Source organism: Sulfitobacter sp. M13, from assembly GCF_053474885.1.
Genome location: NZ_JBRKBN010000003.1, coordinates 94370 through 115332, shown reverse-complemented (window position 1 = coordinate 115332; position 20963 = coordinate 94370). Strand labels below are relative to the sequence as shown.

Genomic DNA, 20963 nt, shown 5'->3' with positions numbered 1-20963 from the left:
ATCTACAAAAAGAAGGCACCATCCCAAATTCAGCACCCTCTTATCCCTTGCGCCCCTATAGACAAAAGCATCTAGTCATTTTTAAGGCGACTTTAAGCAAATTTAACACAACCTGAGATAGATCAACTCGGGCCTTATGTCGACCCGACAATGCTGTTGATAATATGAGATAGCTCAGCCTGCGATTTTACAAGATGCGTGCCTACCCGGCTATCCTTGTCGCGTGCCCCATCCGATGTCAGTCCGACCACCCGCGCTTGGGGCTGAAACCTTGCTATGTCGTCCAGAACCGCACTTGCATCCCCATCCGGCACAGTCCAATCCAGAATAATAACGTCCAACGGTCCCGTATTCAGCGCGGCAGGGACCTCGTTCAGGCGCGTTACATTCTGGACGTCGGCAAAGGGCTTCAACCCCTCGCGAAGCACCTCTGCAAACTCTTCATCATCCTCAAGGTGCAACACCCTCAGGTTGCGCTCCGTGCCGTGAACGGCCTCGAGCTGCGGCGGGTGGACCGGCCCCTGCACGTCGGCAGGACCACTGCTCAACGGGCACGTGAACCAGAAGATAGTCGTCCCGCTCGGCTTGCTTTCGAACCCGATATTCCCGCCCTGACGCCATACGATCTGCCGCGTGATGTTCAGCCCAAGGCCGGTGCCGCCCTTTGCACGTGTGTCAGATCCATCCGCCTGCGAAAAAGCCTGGAAGATGCGGTTCTTGAAATTCTCGGGCACGCCGGGGCCAAAATTCTGCACATAGACGATCGCCATTTCGCCAATCGATTCCGCCTTGATGGTAACAGCTGTGCCTTCGCTTGAATATTTACAGGCATTGGAAATCAGGTTCGCCAGGACCTGCATCATCCGCGACCAATCCGCCGTCACATGGATCGGCGTCTCGGGCAGATCAATCTGAAGTCTGGTCCCGTGCGTTACCGCAAAAGGCATCATCTCGTGAACGGCGGAATCAATCACCTCGTTGAGGCTCATATGGTCGAGGTCGAAATCGATCTTGCCCGATGAGATTTTTTCGAGGTCCAGGATGTCGTTCACGATGGTGGTCAGACGGTCGGCATTGTTCCGCGCGATCTCGATCAGACGCAGGGCGGATGCGGGCAGCGCGTCCCGCGCCGACATTTCAATCAGCCCAAGCGCACCTTTGATCGACGTCAATGGCGTGCGCAATTCATGGCTAACGGTAGAGACAAACTCGTTCTTGATCTCGTCGATCTTCTTTTGATCGGTGATGTCGTTGACCTGCGCGATAAAGACAAAAGCGTCTTCATTCTTGTCATAGGTCCAGGTGATGTTGAACAACCCCCATCGTTCGCCACCGTCTTTGTGCAGGATAGGATGTTCGCCCCTATAAACTTCGTTTGACCCGCTTTCGGTAAACTGGGTGACGATCTCCCGCATCATCTTTACGTCTTTTTTAGGGATGACCTGACCAAGGGTAAAGCTGTCGGTCATCTCCTTTTGGGAATAGCCCGTAAGCTCGCACATAGCATTGTTCACACTGGTAAACTGGCCGTCGCTGTTCAGCGTTGCCATGCCGACGGGGGCCGCATTCAGCACGGTGCGGAACCGCTTTTCACTTGCCTCAAGCGCGTTTCGAGCGTGGCGCAGGGCGGTTATGTCGCTTTGCGTGCCGACCATCCGTGTCGCCGTGCCATCGGCCGCGCGATCCACGACCACAGCGTCGGACCGCATCCAGCGCCAGCTGTCGCCAAACTGCATCCGAAATTCTGTGAGCGATCTTTCGGCCTTGCCGGTTATGCAGTTTTTATCTGCCTCAAGCAGCCGGGGCAAATCGTCGGGGTGGATACGGTTCAGGAAGGCCTCTTGGGTATCCTCGACCTCGGGGGCCACTTGCGTAATCTTTCGCCAAGTCGGCGAGACAACCGATTTTCCAGTCTCGAGGTGAATTTCAAAGACACCAATCTCTGACCCTGCCAATGCAAGATCGTAGCGTTCCTTGATCACGGCCAGTTCCCCGACGGCCCCCACTTCGGCGGTGACGTCGCGCACAATAGCCGTGACCCGTTTGACGCCATTCAGCGTGACCCAGTCGTTGTGGTGCACATCAAGATACAGCTCGGCCCCGTCGCGCGTCGTGCCCGTCGCGTTATAACCGGCGTCATCGTGAATCCCTTGGGCAGGGGTGACAAAGTCAGAAAGGGGGCGCCCACCCATTCCATCCTCAACCTCGTTGAAAACCTCAAGCGCGGCATGGTTGGCAAATAGAACCTGCCGCCGGTGATCCAGAATAACAATGCCCACGACGCTGTTTTCAATGATCGACCGGTTTTCCTCCTCGCGGGCGCTGATTTGCTGTTCGCGCAGCTCCGCGATCTCGGCCAAAGAATCTCCGCGCTGACGGATGGCACGCAGCACAATCATCAACATTGCTGTCAACGCGATCCCCGCGACCAGCGCCAAAAGTGGGGTACCACCGGGAAAGAGCGCTTCGAACTGCGGCGTGCTTTCAAATTGCACCGACCAGGTCCGCCCAAAAAAGTCGGTTGTATAGGTGGTACCATATTTGCCGGCCGTATGATCGTGATCCTGACTGGCATAGATCAGCGCCTCAGGATCGGTCGTGGCGCCGTCATATACGTGGAAGTCATAAACGTTGTTCTGGTTCGGCGTCAGGTCTTGCAGCAGGTTCCGGCCAACAAAGGGCGCATATACCCAACCGCGAAACTCCCCGTCGCGCGGTCCCGAGCTATAGAACAGCGGGCGCAGCAACAAGAACCCCGGCTCCTTCATCGCGTCCTGTACCAGCAGGATACGCGGCGTCAGCTGTGGCGTGTTCGTTTCACGCGCCCGATTTGCCGCCTCGCGTCGCCCCTGTTCAAAGCTGATATCCAGCCCCACCGCTTCCTTGTTGGGCAGCACCGGCGCGATGTATTTGATCACATATTTCTGGTCGTGATTGGTTTCAGGCCGGACTTCAAACCCCGGCGACCCGTTGGCCTGCATCTGGGCCACAAAGGCCGCTTCGTCCACCCTCGCGACAGGTTCGATGAATCCGATCCCGTTGATTCCGGGCAGGTAATTTTCGATATCGACACTTTCGACGAAGGTTTCGAAATCGTCAGACTCGATGTTCTCGGATGCCTGCATCATCCCCGCGGCACCGTTCAGGCTTTGCAGATAGATATTCATCCGGCTGTCTAGCGCCTGTAGCCCATCCTCGGTGATGCGTGCAAATTCAGCCTTGGCCGCGGCGCGGTTCATCCGCGCGCCTTCGGCGTAGATCACGAAGGTCACGAGAAGGCATACGACGACCAAAATCAAATCTAAGCGCTTGAACAAAACTACTCTCTCACATTTCGCAAAACTGAAAACAGCGCCTAATTCGATACAAGCCAACCGCTGATTATGTTACCGCCATCCTTCGCTTATAAGTAGCACTGGTTTCCCTGCCAACGTTAATTGTTACTTGCCCACAGGATTAAGCCAGAAACCTCAATAGAATCTAAACGCAACCCAACTTACGATTGTGCATCATAAGGGCGCACAACCATAGAACGGAAGTCATTGACGTTAGTTAGCGTCGGTCCCGTCACCACCTGACCGCCAATACGGCCAAAGAAACCGTGGGCGTTATTTGCCGATAACGCCGATTCTGCGTTAACACCCGCGGCCCTCGCCCGCGCCAGACTGTCGGGCCCGATGATCGCACCCGCCACCTCTGCCGCGCCGTCGACGCCGTCTGTATCGCACGCCAACCCCCAGATGCCCGCCGCCTCGTTCAGGGCCAGCATCAGCGCCAAGGCGTATTCCGCATTCGGTCCGCCAACGCCATCACCGCGCCGCGTGACGGTCAACTCTCCGCCCGACAGGATGAGGAGCGGCGCATCGCCGGGGCGTAGACGCGCCTGTTCTTGCAGGGCCAAGGCGGCATGGGCGCGGGCGACCTCGCGGGCCTCGCCCTCCAGATCGTTGCCCAGACGGATCACGCGATACCCCTCTGCCTCGGCCAAAGCCTGCGCCGCATCAAGTGACTGCTTGGGGGCTGCATAAATCCGGTTCATCACACGCGATAACTGCGGATCACCGGGCGGCACCACCTGCGACCCCGCGGCCAACGCCCGCGTGACCGAGGCCGGAACCGCCACGCCCCACTGCGTCAAAATTGCCTGCGCGTCGTGCGATGTGGTGGCATCGCCCACCGTCGGGCCGGACCCGATCATCGCCATATCATCCCCCGGCACATCCGAGATCATCAACGTGTGCATCACCGCCGGATAGGCCGCCGCCGCCAGCTGCCCGCCTTTGACCTGCGACAGATGCTTGCGCACCACATTCATCTGGGAAATCGGCGCACCAGAGGCCAGTAAACCCGCGTTTACCGCCTGCTTTTCGGCCAGTGTAATATCCCCCAAGGGCGCGGTCAGCAGTGCCGACGCCCCGCCCGAGATCAGCGCCAGCACAAAGTCGCCCTCCCCCAAGCCCTTCAACAGCTTCAGCATACGCGCGGTTGCCGCCTGTCCGGCTGCATCGGGCACGGGGTGCGCGGCCTCGACAATCTCGATCCCCTGACAGGGGCGCGCATATCCATAGCGGGTGATCACCAAACCGTCACAAGGACCCCACGCCGCCTCGACGGCCTCTGCCATGCGCGCGCTTGCCTTGCCCGCGCCGATCACCACGACGCGGCCCGCCGGTTTTGGCGGCAGATGCGCTGCCAGCGATTGCATCGGGTCCGCCACCGCGACCGCCCGGTCGAACAATCGGCGCAATGTCGTCTGCGGTGTGTCGTGCATCGCTATCCCTGTCCTCGCATCAAAAAAGCCGCCCCCGAAGGGACGGCCTGTTTTACACTCACGCGGTCTGATCGAACAGACGTTTGCGGGCGGCGGCGTATTCTGTTGCCAGACGCTCTACCACCTCAGCGGCGGGGCGCACCTCTTTGACTGCGCCAATCCCCTGCCCGGCCCCCCAAATCTCTTTCCAGCTTTTGGGCTTTTCGCGATCGGCCCCAAAGTTCATGTTCGACGGGTCGGACCGTTCAAGGTTGTTCGGGTCCATCCCCTGCGCCTCGATAGAGGACTTCAGATAGTTGCCCCAAACGCCGGTGAACAAATCGGAATATACAATATCCGACGCACCCGAGTCCGCGATCATCTGTTTATAGCGATCGTCAGCATTGGCTTCTTGCGTGGCGATAAACGCCGACCCGGCATAGCCGCCATCCGCACCCATAGCCTGCGCCGCCAGAATGCTGTCGCCTTTGGCAATCGCACCGGACAAAAATACCGGCCCGTTAAACCATTCGCGAATTTCCTGAATCAGCGCCAGCGGTGACAACGCCCCGGCGTGGCCCCCTGCCCCAGCCGCCACAGCAATCAGACCATCGGCCCCTTTTTCAATCGCTTTATGTGCAAAGCGGTTGTTGATGATGTCATGCAAGACCACACCACCTGCACCATGCGCCGCGTCGTTAAGCCATTCCTGCGCGCCCAAGGACGTGATCCACAGCGGCACCTCGTGCTTGACGCAAATCTCTACGTCGCGTTCGAGACGGGTGTTGGATTTATGCACGATTTGGTTCACCGCATAGGGGGCGGCGGGGGTGTCGGGGTTGGCTTGGTTATAACGGTCCAGCTCTTCCTTGATGCGCGTCAGCCAGCGGTCCAGCTCAATCGGCTCCCCTTCTGCTTCGCGTGCATTCAGCGCAGGAAAACTGCCCACGATACCGGCCTTGCACTGTGCAATCACCAGATCAGGGTTCGAGATAATGAACAGCGGGCTGCCAATCAGCGGGATACGCAAATTGTCGAAAAGGGCGGGTAGCGTCATTTTATTCCTCCGGGACGTATTATTTTCCTGCAACTTGTCAGGATGTGCGGCCTTTGGAAATGACGGACGTTACGTCCCTCATCTCCTTCTTATGGTTGCGACTATAGCGCCTCGATGATCGTGACGTTGGCAATGCCGCCGCCTTCGCACATGGTCTGCAAACCGTATTTCTTGCCGCGCGCATGCAGGCTGTGCACCAGCGTCGTCATCAGCCGCGCCCCGGATGCGCCCAACGGATGCCCAAGCGCAATCGCGCCGCCGTTTACATTCAGCTTGGCCGGATCGGCACCTGTGTGTTTCGCCCATGCCATCGGGATTGGCGCAAAGGCTTCGTTGACCTCGAACAAATCAATATCATCGATCTTCATACCTGCCCGTTCCAACGCGCGGTCGGTTGCAGGCAAAGGTTCCTCAAGCATGATCACAGGGTCGCCCGCCGTCACGGTCAGGTTCACGATCCGCGCCTTGGGGGTCAGGTTGTATTTCTTCAGCGCCGCCTCGGACACGACCAGCACCCCCGCCGCGCCGTCACAAATCTGCGATGCATTCGCGGCAGAGATCATCCCGTCAGGGTCCAACAGCTTCACGCCAGAGATCGACGCAAGCGAGGCATCATCGCGGATACCTTCGTCACGGGTGTGCATCCCGCCGTCGATGGCCAGCGGAATGATCTCGGCGTCAAAGGCCCCGCCATCTCGCGCCGCCGTGGCACGGCGGTGGCTTTCCAGCGCATAGGCGTCCAGCTCGGCGCGGGTAAAGCCATGCTTTTGCGCGACCATCTCTGCGCCGATGAACTGGCTGAAATTCTTGGTGCCGTAACGCGCTTCGATCCGGTCGCTGAACGGTCCCTCGCCCAATCCCGCCTTGGCATATAGCGACACGTTCGATCCCATGGGCACCCGCGTCATGCTTTCGACGCCCATAGCGACAACCACATCCTGCGTGCCCGACATCACGGCCTGTGCCGCGAATTGCACCGCTTGTTGCGAGCTGCCGCATTGCCGGTCGATGGTCACCGCAGGCACGGATTGCGGCAGGGTCGACGCCAGCACACAGTTGCGCCCGAAGGCAAAGGATTGCTCTCCGCCCTGACTGACGCAGCCGACGATCACGTCATCAATGACCGCGCCGTCAATCCCCGCGCGCGCGACCAGCGCGTTCAATACCTCGGCCCCCAGATTGGCAGGGTGCCAGTCGCGCAGCGCGCCGCCACGGCGCCCCCCTGCGGTGCGGGCTGTCTCTACGATATAGGCATGTGCCATTGTGCTTTCCTCCCTAAGTAGTCTCTATTTCGGAGCCATCCGGATTGCGCCATCAAGGCGGATCGTTTCACCGTTCAACATCGGGTTATCGATGATCGCGCCGACCATTTTGGCGTATTCGGACGGGTCGCCCAAGCGGCTGGGAAAGGGCACCTGCGCGCCGAGCGAATCCTGCGCCTCTTGCGGCAGACTGGCCAGAAGCGGAGTCAGAAACAGCCCCGGCGCAATCGTCATCACGCGGATGCCATAGCGCGCCAGTTCGCGGGCAACGGGCAAAGTCATTCCGACAATCCCGCCCTTGGACGCGGCGTAGGCCGCCTGCCCGATCTGCCCGTCGAACGCAGCAACCGACGCCGTGTTGATAATGACGCCACGCTCTTCGCCGATGGGGTCCGCCTTGTGCAACGCGGCTGCGAATTTCGACAGCACGTTGAATGACCCCAACAGGTTCACATTCACCACGTTTGCAAAGCTCGCCAAGGGCAGCGCCACGCCATCCCGGTCCACCACTTTCGCGGGCGGCCCGATGCCTGCACAGTTCACTAGAATACGCGCCTTGCCGTGCAGCCCTTCGGCCTCGGCAATCGCCGCCTCGACGGCGCTTTCGTCGGTCACATCAACACGCAGGAATTTGCCATCAATGGCGGCGGCTTTTTCTTCGCCCAATTCGGCGTTCATATCAAAGATGGTTACCTTGGCCCCGGCTTGTGCCAGAAATTCAGCCGTGGCCCCGCCCAATCCTGATGCACCGCCTGTGACGATGGCCGCTTGTCCGTTCAATTGCATGATATGCTCCCCTCCCCCATTTGCGGCGAATGTCGCCCGCGTCTTGGCAGATTACAATGGTAAAGCGTGGTGCAATTGGTCAGGCAAATCTGGCAGCCTGTTTCAGGCGATGATCACGACGTCGGAGACATCACTATCGACAGCTTGCAGTGCAGCCAGCACGCGGGTGGTCAAGTGGGTCTGGACATAGGCGCCGTGAAAACGGCTTGGGGCTTGAAGCGTCACGCGCCCCCCTGCCCGATCCTGCCGCGTGAGGTTATGCAGCCAACTGCCATAAACACCCGCGTCTTCGGCATGGAGCACGGCCTGTGCCAGCGCCCATTCGCTCCCGCCCTCAACCGGTGGTGTCGGCGCGGTGCCGCGTACCGGCAATGGCACAACGCGCGTAGGTTCGGGTGCCCCTTGCATCCGTAGATCAAAGTCGGGGCCAACATGCGGCCACTGCGGCCGCGTCATTTCAAGGATCGCATCAAGGTCGAGCCCGTACTCCGTCACACGTCCGCGCGCGCCCTGTCGTTTGACCACAAGCCAGCCACAACCGCGCAGCTTTGCCATCTCGCGTTTGACGGTGCGTTCGTCTACCGACCACAGCTGGGCAATCTCGCGCTGACCGACGGCCAGTTCGTTGCGGGCCCAGTTGTAGCGCGCCGTCACTAGTGTAATGAAGCGCAGCACCAAACGGTGATCGTGTTTACCACCGGCAAGGGCATAGGCCCCCAAGGCAGTGATGATGTCATACTTGCGCGCGGCGGCGTCACGCCCCACGGGTTTGGGTGAAAGCATAGCTGCTCCGATCTGGCACGACGTGAATGTGCAGCCTCAGTTCGATCTCTTTGTGGATCCTCGGGGCGTAGACAACGTCCTTTCCGCCTCTTCCCTGATTTGCGTCCGGAAACCCGATTCTGTCAAGGATTGGTTTTGCCCTGACCCTCTTTCTTCCTCATTCAAATTTAAAAGTTAAGGTATTACTGGTATAGAGGGACAGTCAGGACGTCCCCTAATAGGGCGATTATGTCCCCCAATATGTCGCGGTGCCGATCCTGCTGTCCCCCTATATTTCCGTACTTGGGCTATAAAGCGGGTGCTATGCGGCGAATCGCGTCGGGGCCCTGTGGCATAAGGGATATTGCGAACCTAATTATAGAATAAATGTCTTTCCATAAGATGCAAATTCAGCGTAAATCCAAATTGAGTAGTAATTAGCGTTCTCTTTAGGGTTTTCCAGTGCCGCCACAGCTTGCGGGATGGGGGTTCCCCGCGGGGAACGGGTAGGGAAAAGGACAGCTTATGTTTACCTATGCGGACCTGGCAAAGCTTCAGGCGCAGTCGCTCAAGATGCAGGGGCACATCCGGCATCAGACGTATTCGCCCGAGATGGAAAAGACCCTGCGTCGGTTTTCAAGCTGGGAGGTGGCGGAGCTGATCTTTAAGACCAACCCCTCGACCCTGCGCGGCAGGCTGGCGGCAGACCCGTCCCTGCCCGAGGGGCAAGTCGAAGAAGAAGGCCGCCAGCGCTGGTATTCACTGGAAGAGATCAACGAGCTGCGCCGCAAGTTGAAGATCAAGAACCGGTCGCTGATGCCGCCGCGCCCTGCGGGCAAACGCGCGGTGCGTGCGGCGATTGCCAACTTTAAGGGCGGCGCTGGCAAATCGACCGTCGCGCTACATTTCGCCCATGCCGCCGCACTGGACGGCTACCGCGTGCTGGCGGTGGATTTCGATCCGCAGGCCACGCTGAGCCATTCGATGGGGCTGTCCGACGTGTCCGAAGAGGTGACGGTCTGGGGCATCATGGCCCGCGATCTTATCCGCGAGACAGAGCGGATGAATGCGGTTCAGGGCGGCGCCGAAAGCGGTGCCACCCTGCCCCAACGCAAGCTGCCCGCCTCGGTAACCGGCATGGGGTTGAGCGAACTGCGCGCCACCGATTTCATCAAGCCGACCAGCTGGCCGACGATCGATCTTGTCCCAAGCTGCGCCAATGCGGCCTTTGTCGAATTTGCCAGCGCGCAGTACCGGCACCTGAACCCAGAATGGTCATTCTTTGCCGCCGTGTCGCGCTACCTTGATACGATCCCGCCAGACGCCTACGACCTGATCATCTTCGACTGTCCGCCCGCCATCGGGTACCAATCGATGAACGCGGTTTTTGCGGCCGATGTTTTGTACATCCCGTCGGGCCCCGGCTATTGGGAGTATGACAGCACTACTAGCTTTATCGGCCAGCTCTCTGAGGCGCTGGAGGATCTGGGACGTTTCCGTGGGCGGCTGCCGTCTGGCACAGATCCGGTCAAGGCGTTTGCCGACATCAAGTTTCTATTGACCCGTTTCGAGCCTAATAACGACCTGCACCGTGCGATGCAGTCAGCCTTTCATCAGGTTTTTAAGCCACATGTAACAGAGCACCCAATTGAAATGACCCGCGCGGTCGAGCAGTCAGGCCGGTTCCTGTCGTCGATCTATGAAATGGATTATCGTCAGATGACCCGCGAGACTTGGCGCCGCGCACGGGCTTCCTTTGATCGGGCCTATGATGAATTCCGTACCACTCTGGTGGACGCGTGGGATAAGCTGGAGGATGAATAATGGTTAAGAAGCGTTCTGTTTTCGACATCAACTTTGAACTGGATGACGAGGAAGAAGCGGCCGGGTTCCCCGCGGGGAACGATAAGCCTGCGCCGCCGGTCGTGAAGGAATACAACATTCAGGGACACCCGCTGCAGAACAGCGACCCAGTTGTTTCTCAAGCCCCGAGCGCTGCGCCCACGTCGAGCCCCGCCCCTGCCCCTGCGCGCCGTGGACCGATGGCCAGCGCGATCTCGGAGACGTTGGAGGCGACCACTGAGCGCGCCACGGCAGAGGCCGCTATTCGTGCCGAAAACGACGCCTTGGCGCATGAGCATGTGCGGTTAAAACGGTTAGGGTTGATCACTGATCTGATCCAGACGTCGGATGTTCATACCGACAAGCTGACCCGAGACCGATCGGCGAGTGTCGATCCCGAGCTGGCAGAGCTGAAACAGTCGATCCAATCGGTCGGCTTGTCGAACCCCATTCGTGTAGAGCAGACGGACAACGGCTATGAGCTCATTCAGGGCTTCCGCCGTCTGACCGCCTTTCGCGAGCTTGCTGCTGAAACGGGCGATCCGCGCTATTCCCGCATCCCCGCAGCGCTGGTTCCCCGTGGGGAACCCTTGGCCGATCTTTACCGCAAAATGGTCGATGAGAACCTCGTGCGCAAAGACCTATCCTTTGGGGAAATGGCGCGGCTGGCCCTGTCATATGCGCAGGATTCCGGCATTGATGTCAGCGACGCGGTCAGCACGTTATATGCCTCAGCGTTGAAGCAGAAAAAGACCTATATCCGGCAGTTCGCGCGGGTTTTGGCAGATCTGGACGGTGCGCTGCGACACCCCGAGGTGATCCCGCGCGCGCTCGGCTTGGATGTGTATCGCTATCTGGATGCGAACGCCGGACACGCTATGGCGCTGAAAAAGGCATTGATCAGGCAACCCGACCGCGACGGCGATGCCGAACTGGCGATCTTGCGTGCGGGTATTACAGCCAAGAAAACCGCGCCAAAACCCGCGGGCCGCAGTTCAGCCAAAACGTCTTTGCGCCTTGGGTTGCCGCAGGGCGAGATGCGGGTGATCGCGTCAGATGGAAAGGTCGAGATGCGCTTGCCCCGAGATTTCTCGGCTGTGAGCAAGGCACGATTGCAGCGCGGTATCGAAGCGTTCCTAGCGGCGCTTGATAAGAAAGACTGAAGATTGAAATGGGGCAGGGCGGAACGTTCTGCCCCATTTCAGTTTAACGTCAGCCGGGTCGCGCTTATGGTTCCCCGCGGGGAACTTCGCTCACGTCTTTTGGCACTTGGTAACCCTTGACCACAGCGTCACGCGACCGCAGCGCCTTGTACCAGCGCAGCACATTCGGAAACTGCGTCAAATCCACACGCTGCCATTCATACCGCGCAACCCACGGCCAGCAGGCCATATCCGCGATTGAATAGTCACCGCAGATATAATCCTGCCCCTCAAGCTGCTTATCCAGCACGCCATACAGCCGCTGCACCTCGGTCGCGTATCGGGTTTCGGCGTAGGGGGCCTTGCCCGGGTTGAACTGTAAGAAGTGATGCGCCTGTCCGGCCATCGGGCCTAGACCGCCCATCTGCCACATCAGCCATTCGTGCACCGTGGCACGCCCGATCGCGTCTAATGGCAGAAATTGTCCATATTTATCAGCAAGATACCACATGATTGCGCCAGATTCCATCAAGGTCAGGCCGTTGTCATGGTCCTTGATCGCGGGGATCTTGTTATTCGGGCTTATGGCCAGGAAATCGGGGGCGAACTGTGCGTCGGCGGTAATATCGATCGCATGGGCGGTATAGTCCACGCCCAACTCTTCGAGCAGAATGGAGACCTTACGGCCATTTGGGGTGGTCCAAGTATAGAGGTCAATCATCGCTGCATCCTTTGGTCTACGTTCTGGGGAAGGGTGCCCCGCCCAAGTTCAAACTGCGGGCGGGGCGATATATCTGTCTCTAATATCTAGTTTAGAGACTATTAGCTTTTCGCCGCATCGCGCAATTTCGTGATTGTTGTACGGGTCGAAATCTGTTCGGGGTTGGTTACCAATTCGATCAACGCGGGACGACCACTGGCGCGGGCCCGCTCAAACGCGGCTGCAAAGTCGGACGTCTTTGTCACACGCTCCGCATGGGCCCCATAGCCTTCGGCCATTTTGCAGAAATCCTGATTGATCAGCGTGGTGCCTGAAATGCGTTCGGGGTGGTCGCGTTCCTGATGCATGCGGATGGTGCCGTAAATGCCGTTGTTGAACAGCAGCACGATGGGCGTCGCACCGTATTGCGCGGCGGTGGCGAGTTCCTGACCGCTCATCATGAAACCGCCGTCACCGACAAAGGACAGCACCAGCTGATCGGGATGTGCCAGCGCGGCAGCAACGCCCGCTGGAACGGAATATCCCATCGCGCCGCAGGTCGAGCCTACGATGCGGCCCGGGCGGCCAAAGCGCAGATAGCGTTGCGCCCAGCCGGTGTGGTTGCCAGCGTCCAGCGTCACGATTGTGTCCTGGGGGAGGCTGTCGCGGATCTGGCAAAGGGCGACGCCCATGTCGAGCTCCCAGTCGTCACCATTGGGGCTGTCGGTGTCGGTCAGGTAATCCCCGTGCAGCTTGGCGCACCAGTCCTGCCAATCGTCAGCGCGGCCCAGATCAACTTTGGCCAGTGCCGTCGCGGCGGCGGCGGGGCAGGCGGCAAACCCGAGGTCGGGGGAATACACCCGCCCGATTTCATCAGCGTCGGGATACAGATGCACCAGACGCGTGTCGGGGTTGGGCGACTGCAGCGTGGTGTAGGTCTTGGTGGTCATTTCGCCAAGGCGAGCCCCGATGACGATCAGCAGGTCCGCCTCTTTTTGACGGGCAAACAGCGTCGGCGCGGTGGAGGTGCCAAAATCGCCGGCAAAGACGGGGGATAGGTTGTGAACGATGTCCTGCCGCCGGAAGGACGTCGCGACGGGGATGTTGTTGGTCTCGGCAAAGCGGGTGATCGCGGCGGCGGCGTCCTCGGACCAGCCGGACCCGCCAAGCAGCATCAGCGGGCGTTTGGCCTGCGCGATCTCTGCCGTCAGCGCGTCGACATTTGCTGTCGAAAGCTGAGCTTGGGTCGCGGTATAGGGGCGGGCGTCGGCGACTTCGACGATGTCGGTCAGCATGTCTTCGGGCAGTGCGATAACGACCGGACCGGGCCGGCCCGAGGTGGCGACGCGGAAAGCCCGGGCCATATATTCGGGCACGCGGGATGCATCATCGATCTGGGTCGCCCATTTGGCGATGGGGCCAAACATGGCGCGGTAGTCGACCTCCTGAAAGGCCTCGCGGTCGGTGGTGTCGCGGGCGATCTGGCCTACCAGCAGGATCATGGGCGTGCTGTCTTGTTGCGCGATATGCACGCCGATGGCGGCATGGCAGGCACCGGGGCCGCGGGTGACCATGCAGATGCCGGGGGTGCCATTCAGCTTGCCGTAGGTCTCGGCCATATTTGCGGCACCTGCCTCGTGGCGGGCGTTGATCAGGGTAAAGCGGTCCTGCACGTCATGCAGCGCGTCCAGCACCTCGAGGTAACTTTCACCGGGCACGCAATAGGCCGTGTCGGCCCCGTGGATCAAAAGCTGGTCCACAAGGACCTGTCCGCCGGTTCGGCGTTTAAGGGGGGCGTTCTGGGTCATTGGTCGGGCTCCGTCCATGTCATCTGGTGTTTTTCGGTTGGCAAAGATGCACCATGCCGGGGCGGGTTTTGCAATGCCGTTGGGGAAACATGTGCGCGGAATTAGAATTTGACGGATCGCGGCGCATCCCGCACACTCAACCTATACGGAGATGGTGTGGTTGTTGTGGCAGATGGATCTCATAAGACCTTAGGCTTAAAGCTGAATGTCATCGGGCCCTTTGACCTGCGGCTGAGCGATGGGTCGGGTGTTACAATCACGTCGAAGAAAGCGCGCGCGGTGCTGGCGCTGCTGGCCGTCGCCCCCGGTGGCAGGCGCGAAAGACGGTGGTTGCAATACAAATTATGGAGCGAACGCGGAGAGCGTGAGGGTGCAGCGAGCCTGCGCCAGACGCTGTCTGCCTTGCGCCGTGCCTTGGCCCCGATGGAGGAGGTGTTGCAGGCGGATCGTACCACGGTCACGTTGTCGTTGGATCAGGTGGGCGTTGATGCGCTGGATCTGGGCAGGCTTGCCGATCACCTAACGGGGCAGGAAGAGTTCCTTGAGGGGCTCGATGTCAAAGATCCGGAGTTTGACAACTGGCTGCGCGAGCAGCGTGGTTTCTGGACCCGCCAAATAGACGCACATCAGGGCGGCGGCGCGGGCACGGTGGCCCCGGTTGCCCCCCCGCTTGATGTGCCCTGTGTGACGTTGATGCCCTTTGCCAATGCCGATCATCTGGCCCCCCAAGCGCAAGAGCTGGGGGAACAGGTGCTGGACCAGTTGTCGCGGCATCGCTGGATTTCATTTATGGATTGGACGGTGCACAATGCCCGCAGTGCCGCAGGGGCGGCGCGGCCCGCGACGGCCAACTATGCGGTGACGGGACAGCTGCGCACCGACGGGACGCAGCTGATCCTGACGGCAGAGTTGACGCATCTAACGACCGGCCAGTCGGTCAAACGCGCCCAATTCACCGCCCTCGCAGCGGATCCGGCTGATACTGGGCCTGATCTTGCCGCGGTTGCCCGCGAACTGGCGATCGAAGTGGCAGGGAACTTTAGCTGTGCGCTGGCGCAGGCCTACGAACAGCGGTCCCAGTCGCGGCAGGCACAAAGCGATGCGGCGCTGGTCTGGCAGGGGCGGTGGCATATCAACCGGCTCACGCCCGAGGACTTCGAAAGGGCGCGGCTGATCTTCGAGGATATCACGACCCGCAATCCCGGCCATGTAGAGGCGCATATCTATCTTGCGCTGACCACGCTGTGGCGGGTCTGGACCTGCCGCGCCGATCCGCGTGATATCAAATTGGCGCGGCGGCAAGCGCAGCGGGCGATCAAACTGGATGTGTCGGACGGGCGCGGCTATTGGATCGCGGGCTGTGCGGAATGTTGGCTGGGCAATAAAACCGCCGCGGTGCATTACACGGACGAGGCCATTCGTTTGTGTCCGTCTCTCGCCTTTGCCCATGACCAGCGTGGCACCAATCTGGCCTATGACGGGGACCCGCTGGCAGCGATCAACGCGTTAGAGCGCGCGATCCGTCTGGCACCGCACCACCCGCAGCGCTTTTGTTTTGAAGGGGAATATGCGCTGGCCGCCCTTTTGGCGGGCGATTTATCCGCAGCCTTGCAGCATGCGGACCATGCGTTGTTGCTGCGTCCGGCCTATTGGTATTCCCATATGGTCAAAGTGTTGGCGCTGCATCGCATGGGCCGTCCTGATGCGGTGGCGCGTGCAAAGCGCGCGTTGTACGAGTTCGAACCCCGTTTCAACCGCAGCTACATTAACTGGCTTCCTTTCTCCGACCGGTCGCTGAACGCGCGTATGATTGATGAGATGTTTTAGGTAGGGCGCGTCGTCGCTTGGGGGCCCTTGCACAAGGCATCCGTTCCATGACGAAATATGCAGATAACTATGCGGGTATCCGACAGGCGCAGGCTGATGAACGGGCGCATCCCTCTGATCTGGGCACGCGACATTTTTCGCTGGATGCGCTGAATGGCAGCTGGTTTGCGCAGCTGCGCAGCCGGATCACCCAAACGCTGATGAAGCACGGCGGGTTGCGGTTGATGCAGCGGATCGGGCCGGTGGTGCGGTTGGGCCCCTATTATTTCGTCACCCGCCATGCCGAGATCGTTGCCGCGCTGCACCGGCCTGATGTCTTTGGTGTACCCTTTGGCCCCGAGATGGAAGAAATGGCGGGTCCGCCCGTATTTGCCCTGGGCGATGACGGGGGCACCCATGCCGCGCAGATGGCGATTTTGCGCGGTCCTTGGGCGGCGATTGATCCTGTGACCCATGTGCGCCCCGTGGTGCGCCGCGTGACCGAAGCCTTGCTGGAGGACAGCGGCGGGCAGATCGATTTGGCGCGTGATGTCTTTATGCGCGTCACGGCTGAGGCCTGTCTGAAGACCTTTGGCATCGCGGCCCCGAGTGCTGAAAATTTCGCGGCGTTTTCGGCGGCCTGTTCGTCGCTGATCTTTGCCGATCCCACCGGCACGCCTGCGGTGCGACGCCAGGCGATGATCGGGGCGAAACGGATTTGCGATCTGCTGGACATCAGCATTAACGCCTATGCCAATTTATCGGCCAGAGAACGTAAGGCACCCGCACAGGCGGGGTTCTTGCAAGGGTTGATGGACGAGGTGGCGCAGGCAGGTCCGGACGGGGCGGTCTGGACGCAGTCGGACAAGGACACGGTGCGCGTGATCCTGTTCGGGGTCATCACCGGCTTTGTACCCACGACGGCGCTGGCGGCGGGCAAGATACTTGATCAGATGCGCCGCAAACCCGACCAGTTTCACCAAGCAATGCGCTGTGCCGCGCGGGCCGAAGCCGCACCCGATGATGCGCAAGCCCGTACCGCGTTGCGCGATATGCTGTTCGAGATCGCGCGCTTTAATCCGTCGTTGTTTCCCGGTCAGTTTCGGTTGCGCAAAGACGGTGTGGACACGCAGGGCTTGCCCGACGCGCTGCGCCGCATCAAGCCCGGTGCGCCTGTCATCCTCGCGACCGCCGTGGGACTGCATGATCCGCGGGTGGTGAAACATCCCAACCGCTTTGCCCCGGGGGAGGGGTTCTTGGGCAAGGACGGGCAGGTTTTGCCGGATTTGTCATTCGGGTTGGGGATGCACCATTGTCTGGGTCACGACATGGCGCATGAAATTATCACCGAGGCGTTTCAGGTCATTCTGTCGCGGCCGGGTATCGCCTTTCTGCCCGAAAGGCCAAAGTTCTATGGCCCGTATCTGGGGCGTCTGCGGATGCGGTTTGATATGGTTGAAGGGCATCAGGCGCAGTCCACGATCGTTTCACCCCTGCCGTTGAAGCAAGGGGTTGATATTGACGCGCTGCGGGCTGCTCTGAAGGGGCTGCTTGACGAAGGGTCGGACCTGAAGCAGGGGTTGGGCACGACAGGGATTGTGCATTTCGCCAGCCTGAACCTCGTCAATCTGGGGCCGGAAACGCGGTTGGATGCGCGCCCGACCCATCTGCTGGCAGAGTTCAATACTGACGGCACGCAACGCGATGCGCTGGCGCGGCTGGCGCAGATGATCGACACGCCCTGCACAGTGCTTTTGCCCTATCTTGAGGAGGCAAGCGGCGGCTTTGTGGCGGCATTGCGTGCCCATTTGCTGCACCCCGATACCAAGCCTTGGGGCACCATCGGGGTGAGTTTCAACGGGACAGAGCATATGCCCGTCCGGCAGATCGCGGCTGAAAAGGAGCTGTATGAGTGGGCGGAGCCGCTTGTCCGGCAGCTTTCACAGGAGGGGACCACGGACCCGGTTGCTGTGATGACCGAAATCCGAAAGGAGATGCGGAACGACTCCGCGCACGCCGCGCTTCTGTATCGTCCGTCACATCGATATCCGCGGTTCTCGCGGCACAAGGATTTCCCGTTCTCGGGCTTTATCGCGAAATATGCGGGGCTGGGGCTGAAACCCTTGGCAGCTTTCGCGGTATTGGCGCTGCTGTTGCCTGTGGGGTTGGTGGCTTTTGGCGTGATCACCTTGCTGCAGGCGGCGGATGTCTATGTCTCGCTGTGGATGGTGCCGCTGCTGTTGGCATTGACCGCAACGGGCATTGCGTTGGCATGGCTGCGACGGGTGGAGACGGGCGAAACCCCCGACGACCGCTTTGCGCCGCATGATCACGTCGCCGCCGTGCAGCAGATGGAGGATCTGCCGTGCTATGCGCAGAACCACATCACATCTGTCAGTGCGCTGAAACCCGGCGTGCTGCGGCGGCTGACCACGGCGCTGGCCTTTCACATCATCAAATACATGAAAATCCTGTGGTTCCGCCCCGGCTTTGTCACGGATTTCGCCACCATTCATTATGCACGGTGGTACTGCCCCAAAGGCAGCCAAAAGCTGATTTTTCAAGGGAATTATGACGGCAGTTGGGAAAGCTATCTTGAGGATTTCATCACCAAGGTGCACCGCGGGCAAACGATGGCGTGGAATAATTGCGCGGGCTTTCCGCGCAGCCGGTGGTTCTTTCTGGATGGCGCACAGGACGGGGACAAATTCAAACGATGGGTGCGCCGCCAGCAGGTGCAAACGCAGTTCTGGTACAGCCGTTTTCCGCAGCTCACCACGGGGATGATCCGCACGAATGCGCTGGTGCGCGATGGATTGGCGCGGGCGTTGACCCATGATGAATGTCGCGCATGGGCCAATCTGTTTTACACCGCCCCGCGGCCAGCGGATGCGATTGAGACGGATCAGGTGCAGACGCTGTTGTTCAACGGGCTGGGGCGGCATCCGCGGATGACCGCGCGGGCGATCCGTTTCGACACGGCGCAGAACGGCAAGCGTTTCATCGGGCAGCTGCTGCAAGACGCGCGCAACGCCGAAGTGCCCGGTGCGCCCTGGGATGCGCGGCTGAGCTTTGGCGATGCCTATCCTGACTATCCCGCGCATTTTATCGCTTTGTCTTCGGCGGGGCTGTCGCAGCTTGGCTTTCCCGACACACCCTATGAGGGGCGCGGCACGCTGCCCCATGCCTTTGCCAGCGGAATGGCTGCGCGGGCGCGGGTCCTGGGCGATGCGGACACGCCCGCCGATCCGGCCCATTGGCGGTGGAGCGACGGTTCCGCCCACGCCTTGCTGCTGTCCTATGCACGCGATGCAGACGAACAAAAGGAGACAGATGACACTGTGCAGGTTTTGGCCGGACATTTTGGCGTGACGGTCCAAAACACTGTGCGGGCGGATGTGCAGCGGCGCGGGCTAGCGCATAGCGACGGGTTTGGCACGCGCGACGGGATCTCGCAGCCGATCATGCGCCACACGCAGGCCTTTGCCAAAGGCAAGGCCACGCGGGACGACGTGGTTGGCGCAGGAGAGTTCATTCTGGGGTATCCGGATTCGCGCGGCTATTTGCCTTTGGCGATCACCGTGCCCGCCGATACGCCTGCCGCGGCGGGGCTGTCCTCGATACAAAATCCGGTGACAGATCTGGTACCACAGTTCGGACGGTCCGAACTCGGGGATCAGCGCGATTTCGGGCGGGGCGGCAGCTTTCTCGCTGTGCGCCAGATTTTGCATAACGACAAAGCCTTGCAGACGTTTGTGTCCGACAAGGCATCAGTGCTTGAGGCGCGGCACGTGCCGCAAAAAGGCGTCGCGGATGCGATCAGGGAAGATGTGTCCTTTGACATCAAGACCAGGCGCATCGGGCAGGGGCCCGACGACAAGGATATCGTGACAGGCGATAGACGGGACTCGGACGTGGATGGGGATATGGATCAGCGGCCTTATGGCGAGGTGCCGATGAACCCGCGCACGCGCCAGATCTGGATCGAACAATGGATTACCGCCAAGATCATTGGCCGGTGGGCCGATGGCAGTTCGCTGGCGCGCAACCCGTCGGTGTCGCGCAGCGTGCGCAATCGCGCGCGGTATCACAGTCTGGTGCGCCGGTATGTCGGGTTGCGGATCAAGGCATTAAAGACGGCCCAAGGCCAACGCCCCAGCACCGACGCCGATCTGGCCGCGCTGCACCGCTTCTTTACGCTCACGCGGACGCGAAGTGGTACAGGACGGCTGGGGGTGGATGGACCGTTCGGGATGGATGATACGATCTGGACCGCGCAGGGGTGGACCCTTTTCAACGACGCCTTGTCGGAGCTGGAGCGCGAGGTCGGCCCCCTTGGCATACCGAAGGACCTGCTGAAACCGGTTAAGCCCGACAATGATTTCCGCCACGGCGAGGACGATCCCTTGGGCCTATACTGCCCGATCGGATCCCATATCCGCCGCGCCAATCCGCGCGACAGTTTCCGCCCCGGTCACGAGATCACGCTTGAGATCAACAACCGCCACCGGCTGTTGCGGCGTGGGCGTACCTATAGCAGCACCTTTGAGACACCGCAGGATAGCGGTCTGGTCGATGCCGGATGGATACGCCACGACAGCCAAGTCGAACCCGCCGTCTATTCAGAGGAAGGCACGTTTTTCATGTGTTTCAACGCCAACATAGAGCGGCAGTTCGAGTTTGTGCAGCAGACGTGGATCAATGCCGACGGGTTCCACGGCGGGCGGCACGGGCCGGACCCGTTGATCACGCCGAAACAGCAGGGGGATGAATTTGTCATTCCGGGGTCGGAGGAGTCGCTGGCGCTGGATATGTGTCCGATGACGGGCGGTGGCGACACGCCCGCACCGGTAGATTTCACGCGCACGGTGGCGGGGGGCTACTTCTTTATGCCAAGCAAACAGGCGCTGCGGTACCTGACACAACTATAGGTTACGCGTCCTATCCTTTTAGGCGCGCAAAACCTTCGGATGCGCCGTTTTTTCACGATTTTTTCACGGAAGGGGTGTTCGAAAATTACGGTACATTCACGGTCCAATCTTAACCTT

The 20963-nt window shown here is 60.2% G+C and carries 12 protein-coding genes; 4 read left to right on the top strand and 8 right to left on the bottom strand.

Annotation, left to right across the window (positions count from 1 at the left end):
* Positions 1-134: 134 nt before the first annotated feature.
* The 6 genes from ACVBAU_RS17020 to ACVBAU_RS16995 all read right to left on the bottom strand — a co-directional run bounded on the left by ACVBAU_RS17020 (position 135) and on the right by ACVBAU_RS16995 (position 8638).
* A complete protein-coding gene (locus ACVBAU_RS17020) occupies positions 135-3317 on the bottom strand; it encodes a CHASE domain-containing protein (protein ID WP_448329238.1) in 3183 nt (1060 codons plus the stop codon).
* Positions 3318-3496: 179 nt separating this feature from the next.
* The gene (locus ACVBAU_RS17015; protein ID WP_448329236.1) at positions 3497-4771 is read right to left on the bottom strand and encodes a glycerate kinase type-2 family protein; all 1275 of its coding nucleotides are present in this window, start codon (positions 4769-4771) and stop codon (positions 3497-3499) included.
* 58 nt (positions 4772-4829) lie between these two features.
* Positions 4830-5807 carry an NAD(P)H-dependent flavin oxidoreductase gene (locus ACVBAU_RS17010; RefSeq protein ID WP_448329234.1) on the bottom strand — a complete coding sequence of 326 codons (978 nt, stop codon included), beginning with the start codon at positions 5805-5807 and terminating at the stop codon, positions 4830-4832.
* A gap of 101 nt (positions 5808-5908) precedes the next feature.
* A complete protein-coding gene (locus ACVBAU_RS17005; protein ID WP_448329232.1) occupies positions 5909-7069 on the bottom strand; it encodes an acetyl-CoA C-acetyltransferase in 1161 nt (386 codons plus the stop codon).
* A gap of 24 nt (positions 7070-7093) precedes the next feature.
* The gene (locus ACVBAU_RS17000) at positions 7094-7855 is read right to left on the bottom strand and encodes an SDR family NAD(P)-dependent oxidoreductase (protein ID WP_448329230.1); all 762 of its coding nucleotides are present in this window, start codon (positions 7853-7855) and stop codon (positions 7094-7096) included.
* Between the two features lie 102 nt (positions 7856-7957).
* The gene (locus ACVBAU_RS16995) at positions 7958-8638 is read right to left on the bottom strand and encodes a hypothetical protein (protein WP_448329228.1); all 681 of its coding nucleotides are present in this window, start codon (positions 8636-8638) and stop codon (positions 7958-7960) included.
* A 504-nt stretch (positions 8639-9142) separates the two neighbouring features.
* On the opposite strand from ACVBAU_RS16995, the gene ACVBAU_RS16990 reads away from it, so the two are divergent.
* Positions 9143-10441 (top strand): AAA family ATPase, encoded by a 1299-nt coding sequence (locus ACVBAU_RS16990; RefSeq protein ID WP_448329226.1) that lies wholly within the window; start codon positions 9143-9145, stop codon positions 10439-10441.
* Positions 10441-11622, top strand: coding sequence for a ParB/RepB/Spo0J family partition protein (locus ACVBAU_RS16985; RefSeq protein WP_448329225.1), 1182 nt, complete (start codon positions 10441-10443; stop codon positions 11620-11622). Before ACVBAU_RS16990 ends, ACVBAU_RS16985 begins: the two co-directional genes overlap by 1 nt.
* Positions 11623-11686: 64 nt before the next feature.
* On the opposite strand, the gene ACVBAU_RS16980 is transcribed toward ACVBAU_RS16985, so the two are convergent.
* Positions 11687-12322 (bottom strand): glutathione S-transferase family protein, encoded by a 636-nt coding sequence (locus tag ACVBAU_RS16980; RefSeq protein WP_448329223.1) that lies wholly within the window; start codon positions 12320-12322, stop codon positions 11687-11689.
* A 101-nt stretch (positions 12323-12423) separates the two neighbouring features.
* Positions 12424-14109: a thiamine pyrophosphate-binding protein gene (locus tag ACVBAU_RS16975; protein ID WP_448329221.1), complete on the bottom strand. Its 1686-nt coding sequence runs from the start codon at positions 14107-14109 to the stop codon at positions 12424-12426.
* Between the two features lie 165 nt (positions 14110-14274).
* On the opposite strand from ACVBAU_RS16975, the gene ACVBAU_RS16970 reads away from it, so the two are divergent.
* Both ACVBAU_RS16970 and ACVBAU_RS16965 read left to right on the top strand, forming a co-directional pair.
* Positions 14275-15936, top strand: coding sequence for a hypothetical protein (locus ACVBAU_RS16970; protein ID WP_448329219.1), 1662 nt, complete (start codon positions 14275-14277; stop codon positions 15934-15936).
* A 47-nt stretch (positions 15937-15983) separates the two neighbouring features.
* Positions 15984-20846: a cytochrome P450 gene (locus tag ACVBAU_RS16965; protein ID WP_448329217.1), complete on the top strand. Its 4863-nt coding sequence runs from the start codon at positions 15984-15986 to the stop codon at positions 20844-20846.
* Positions 20847-20963 lie beyond the last annotated feature (117 nt).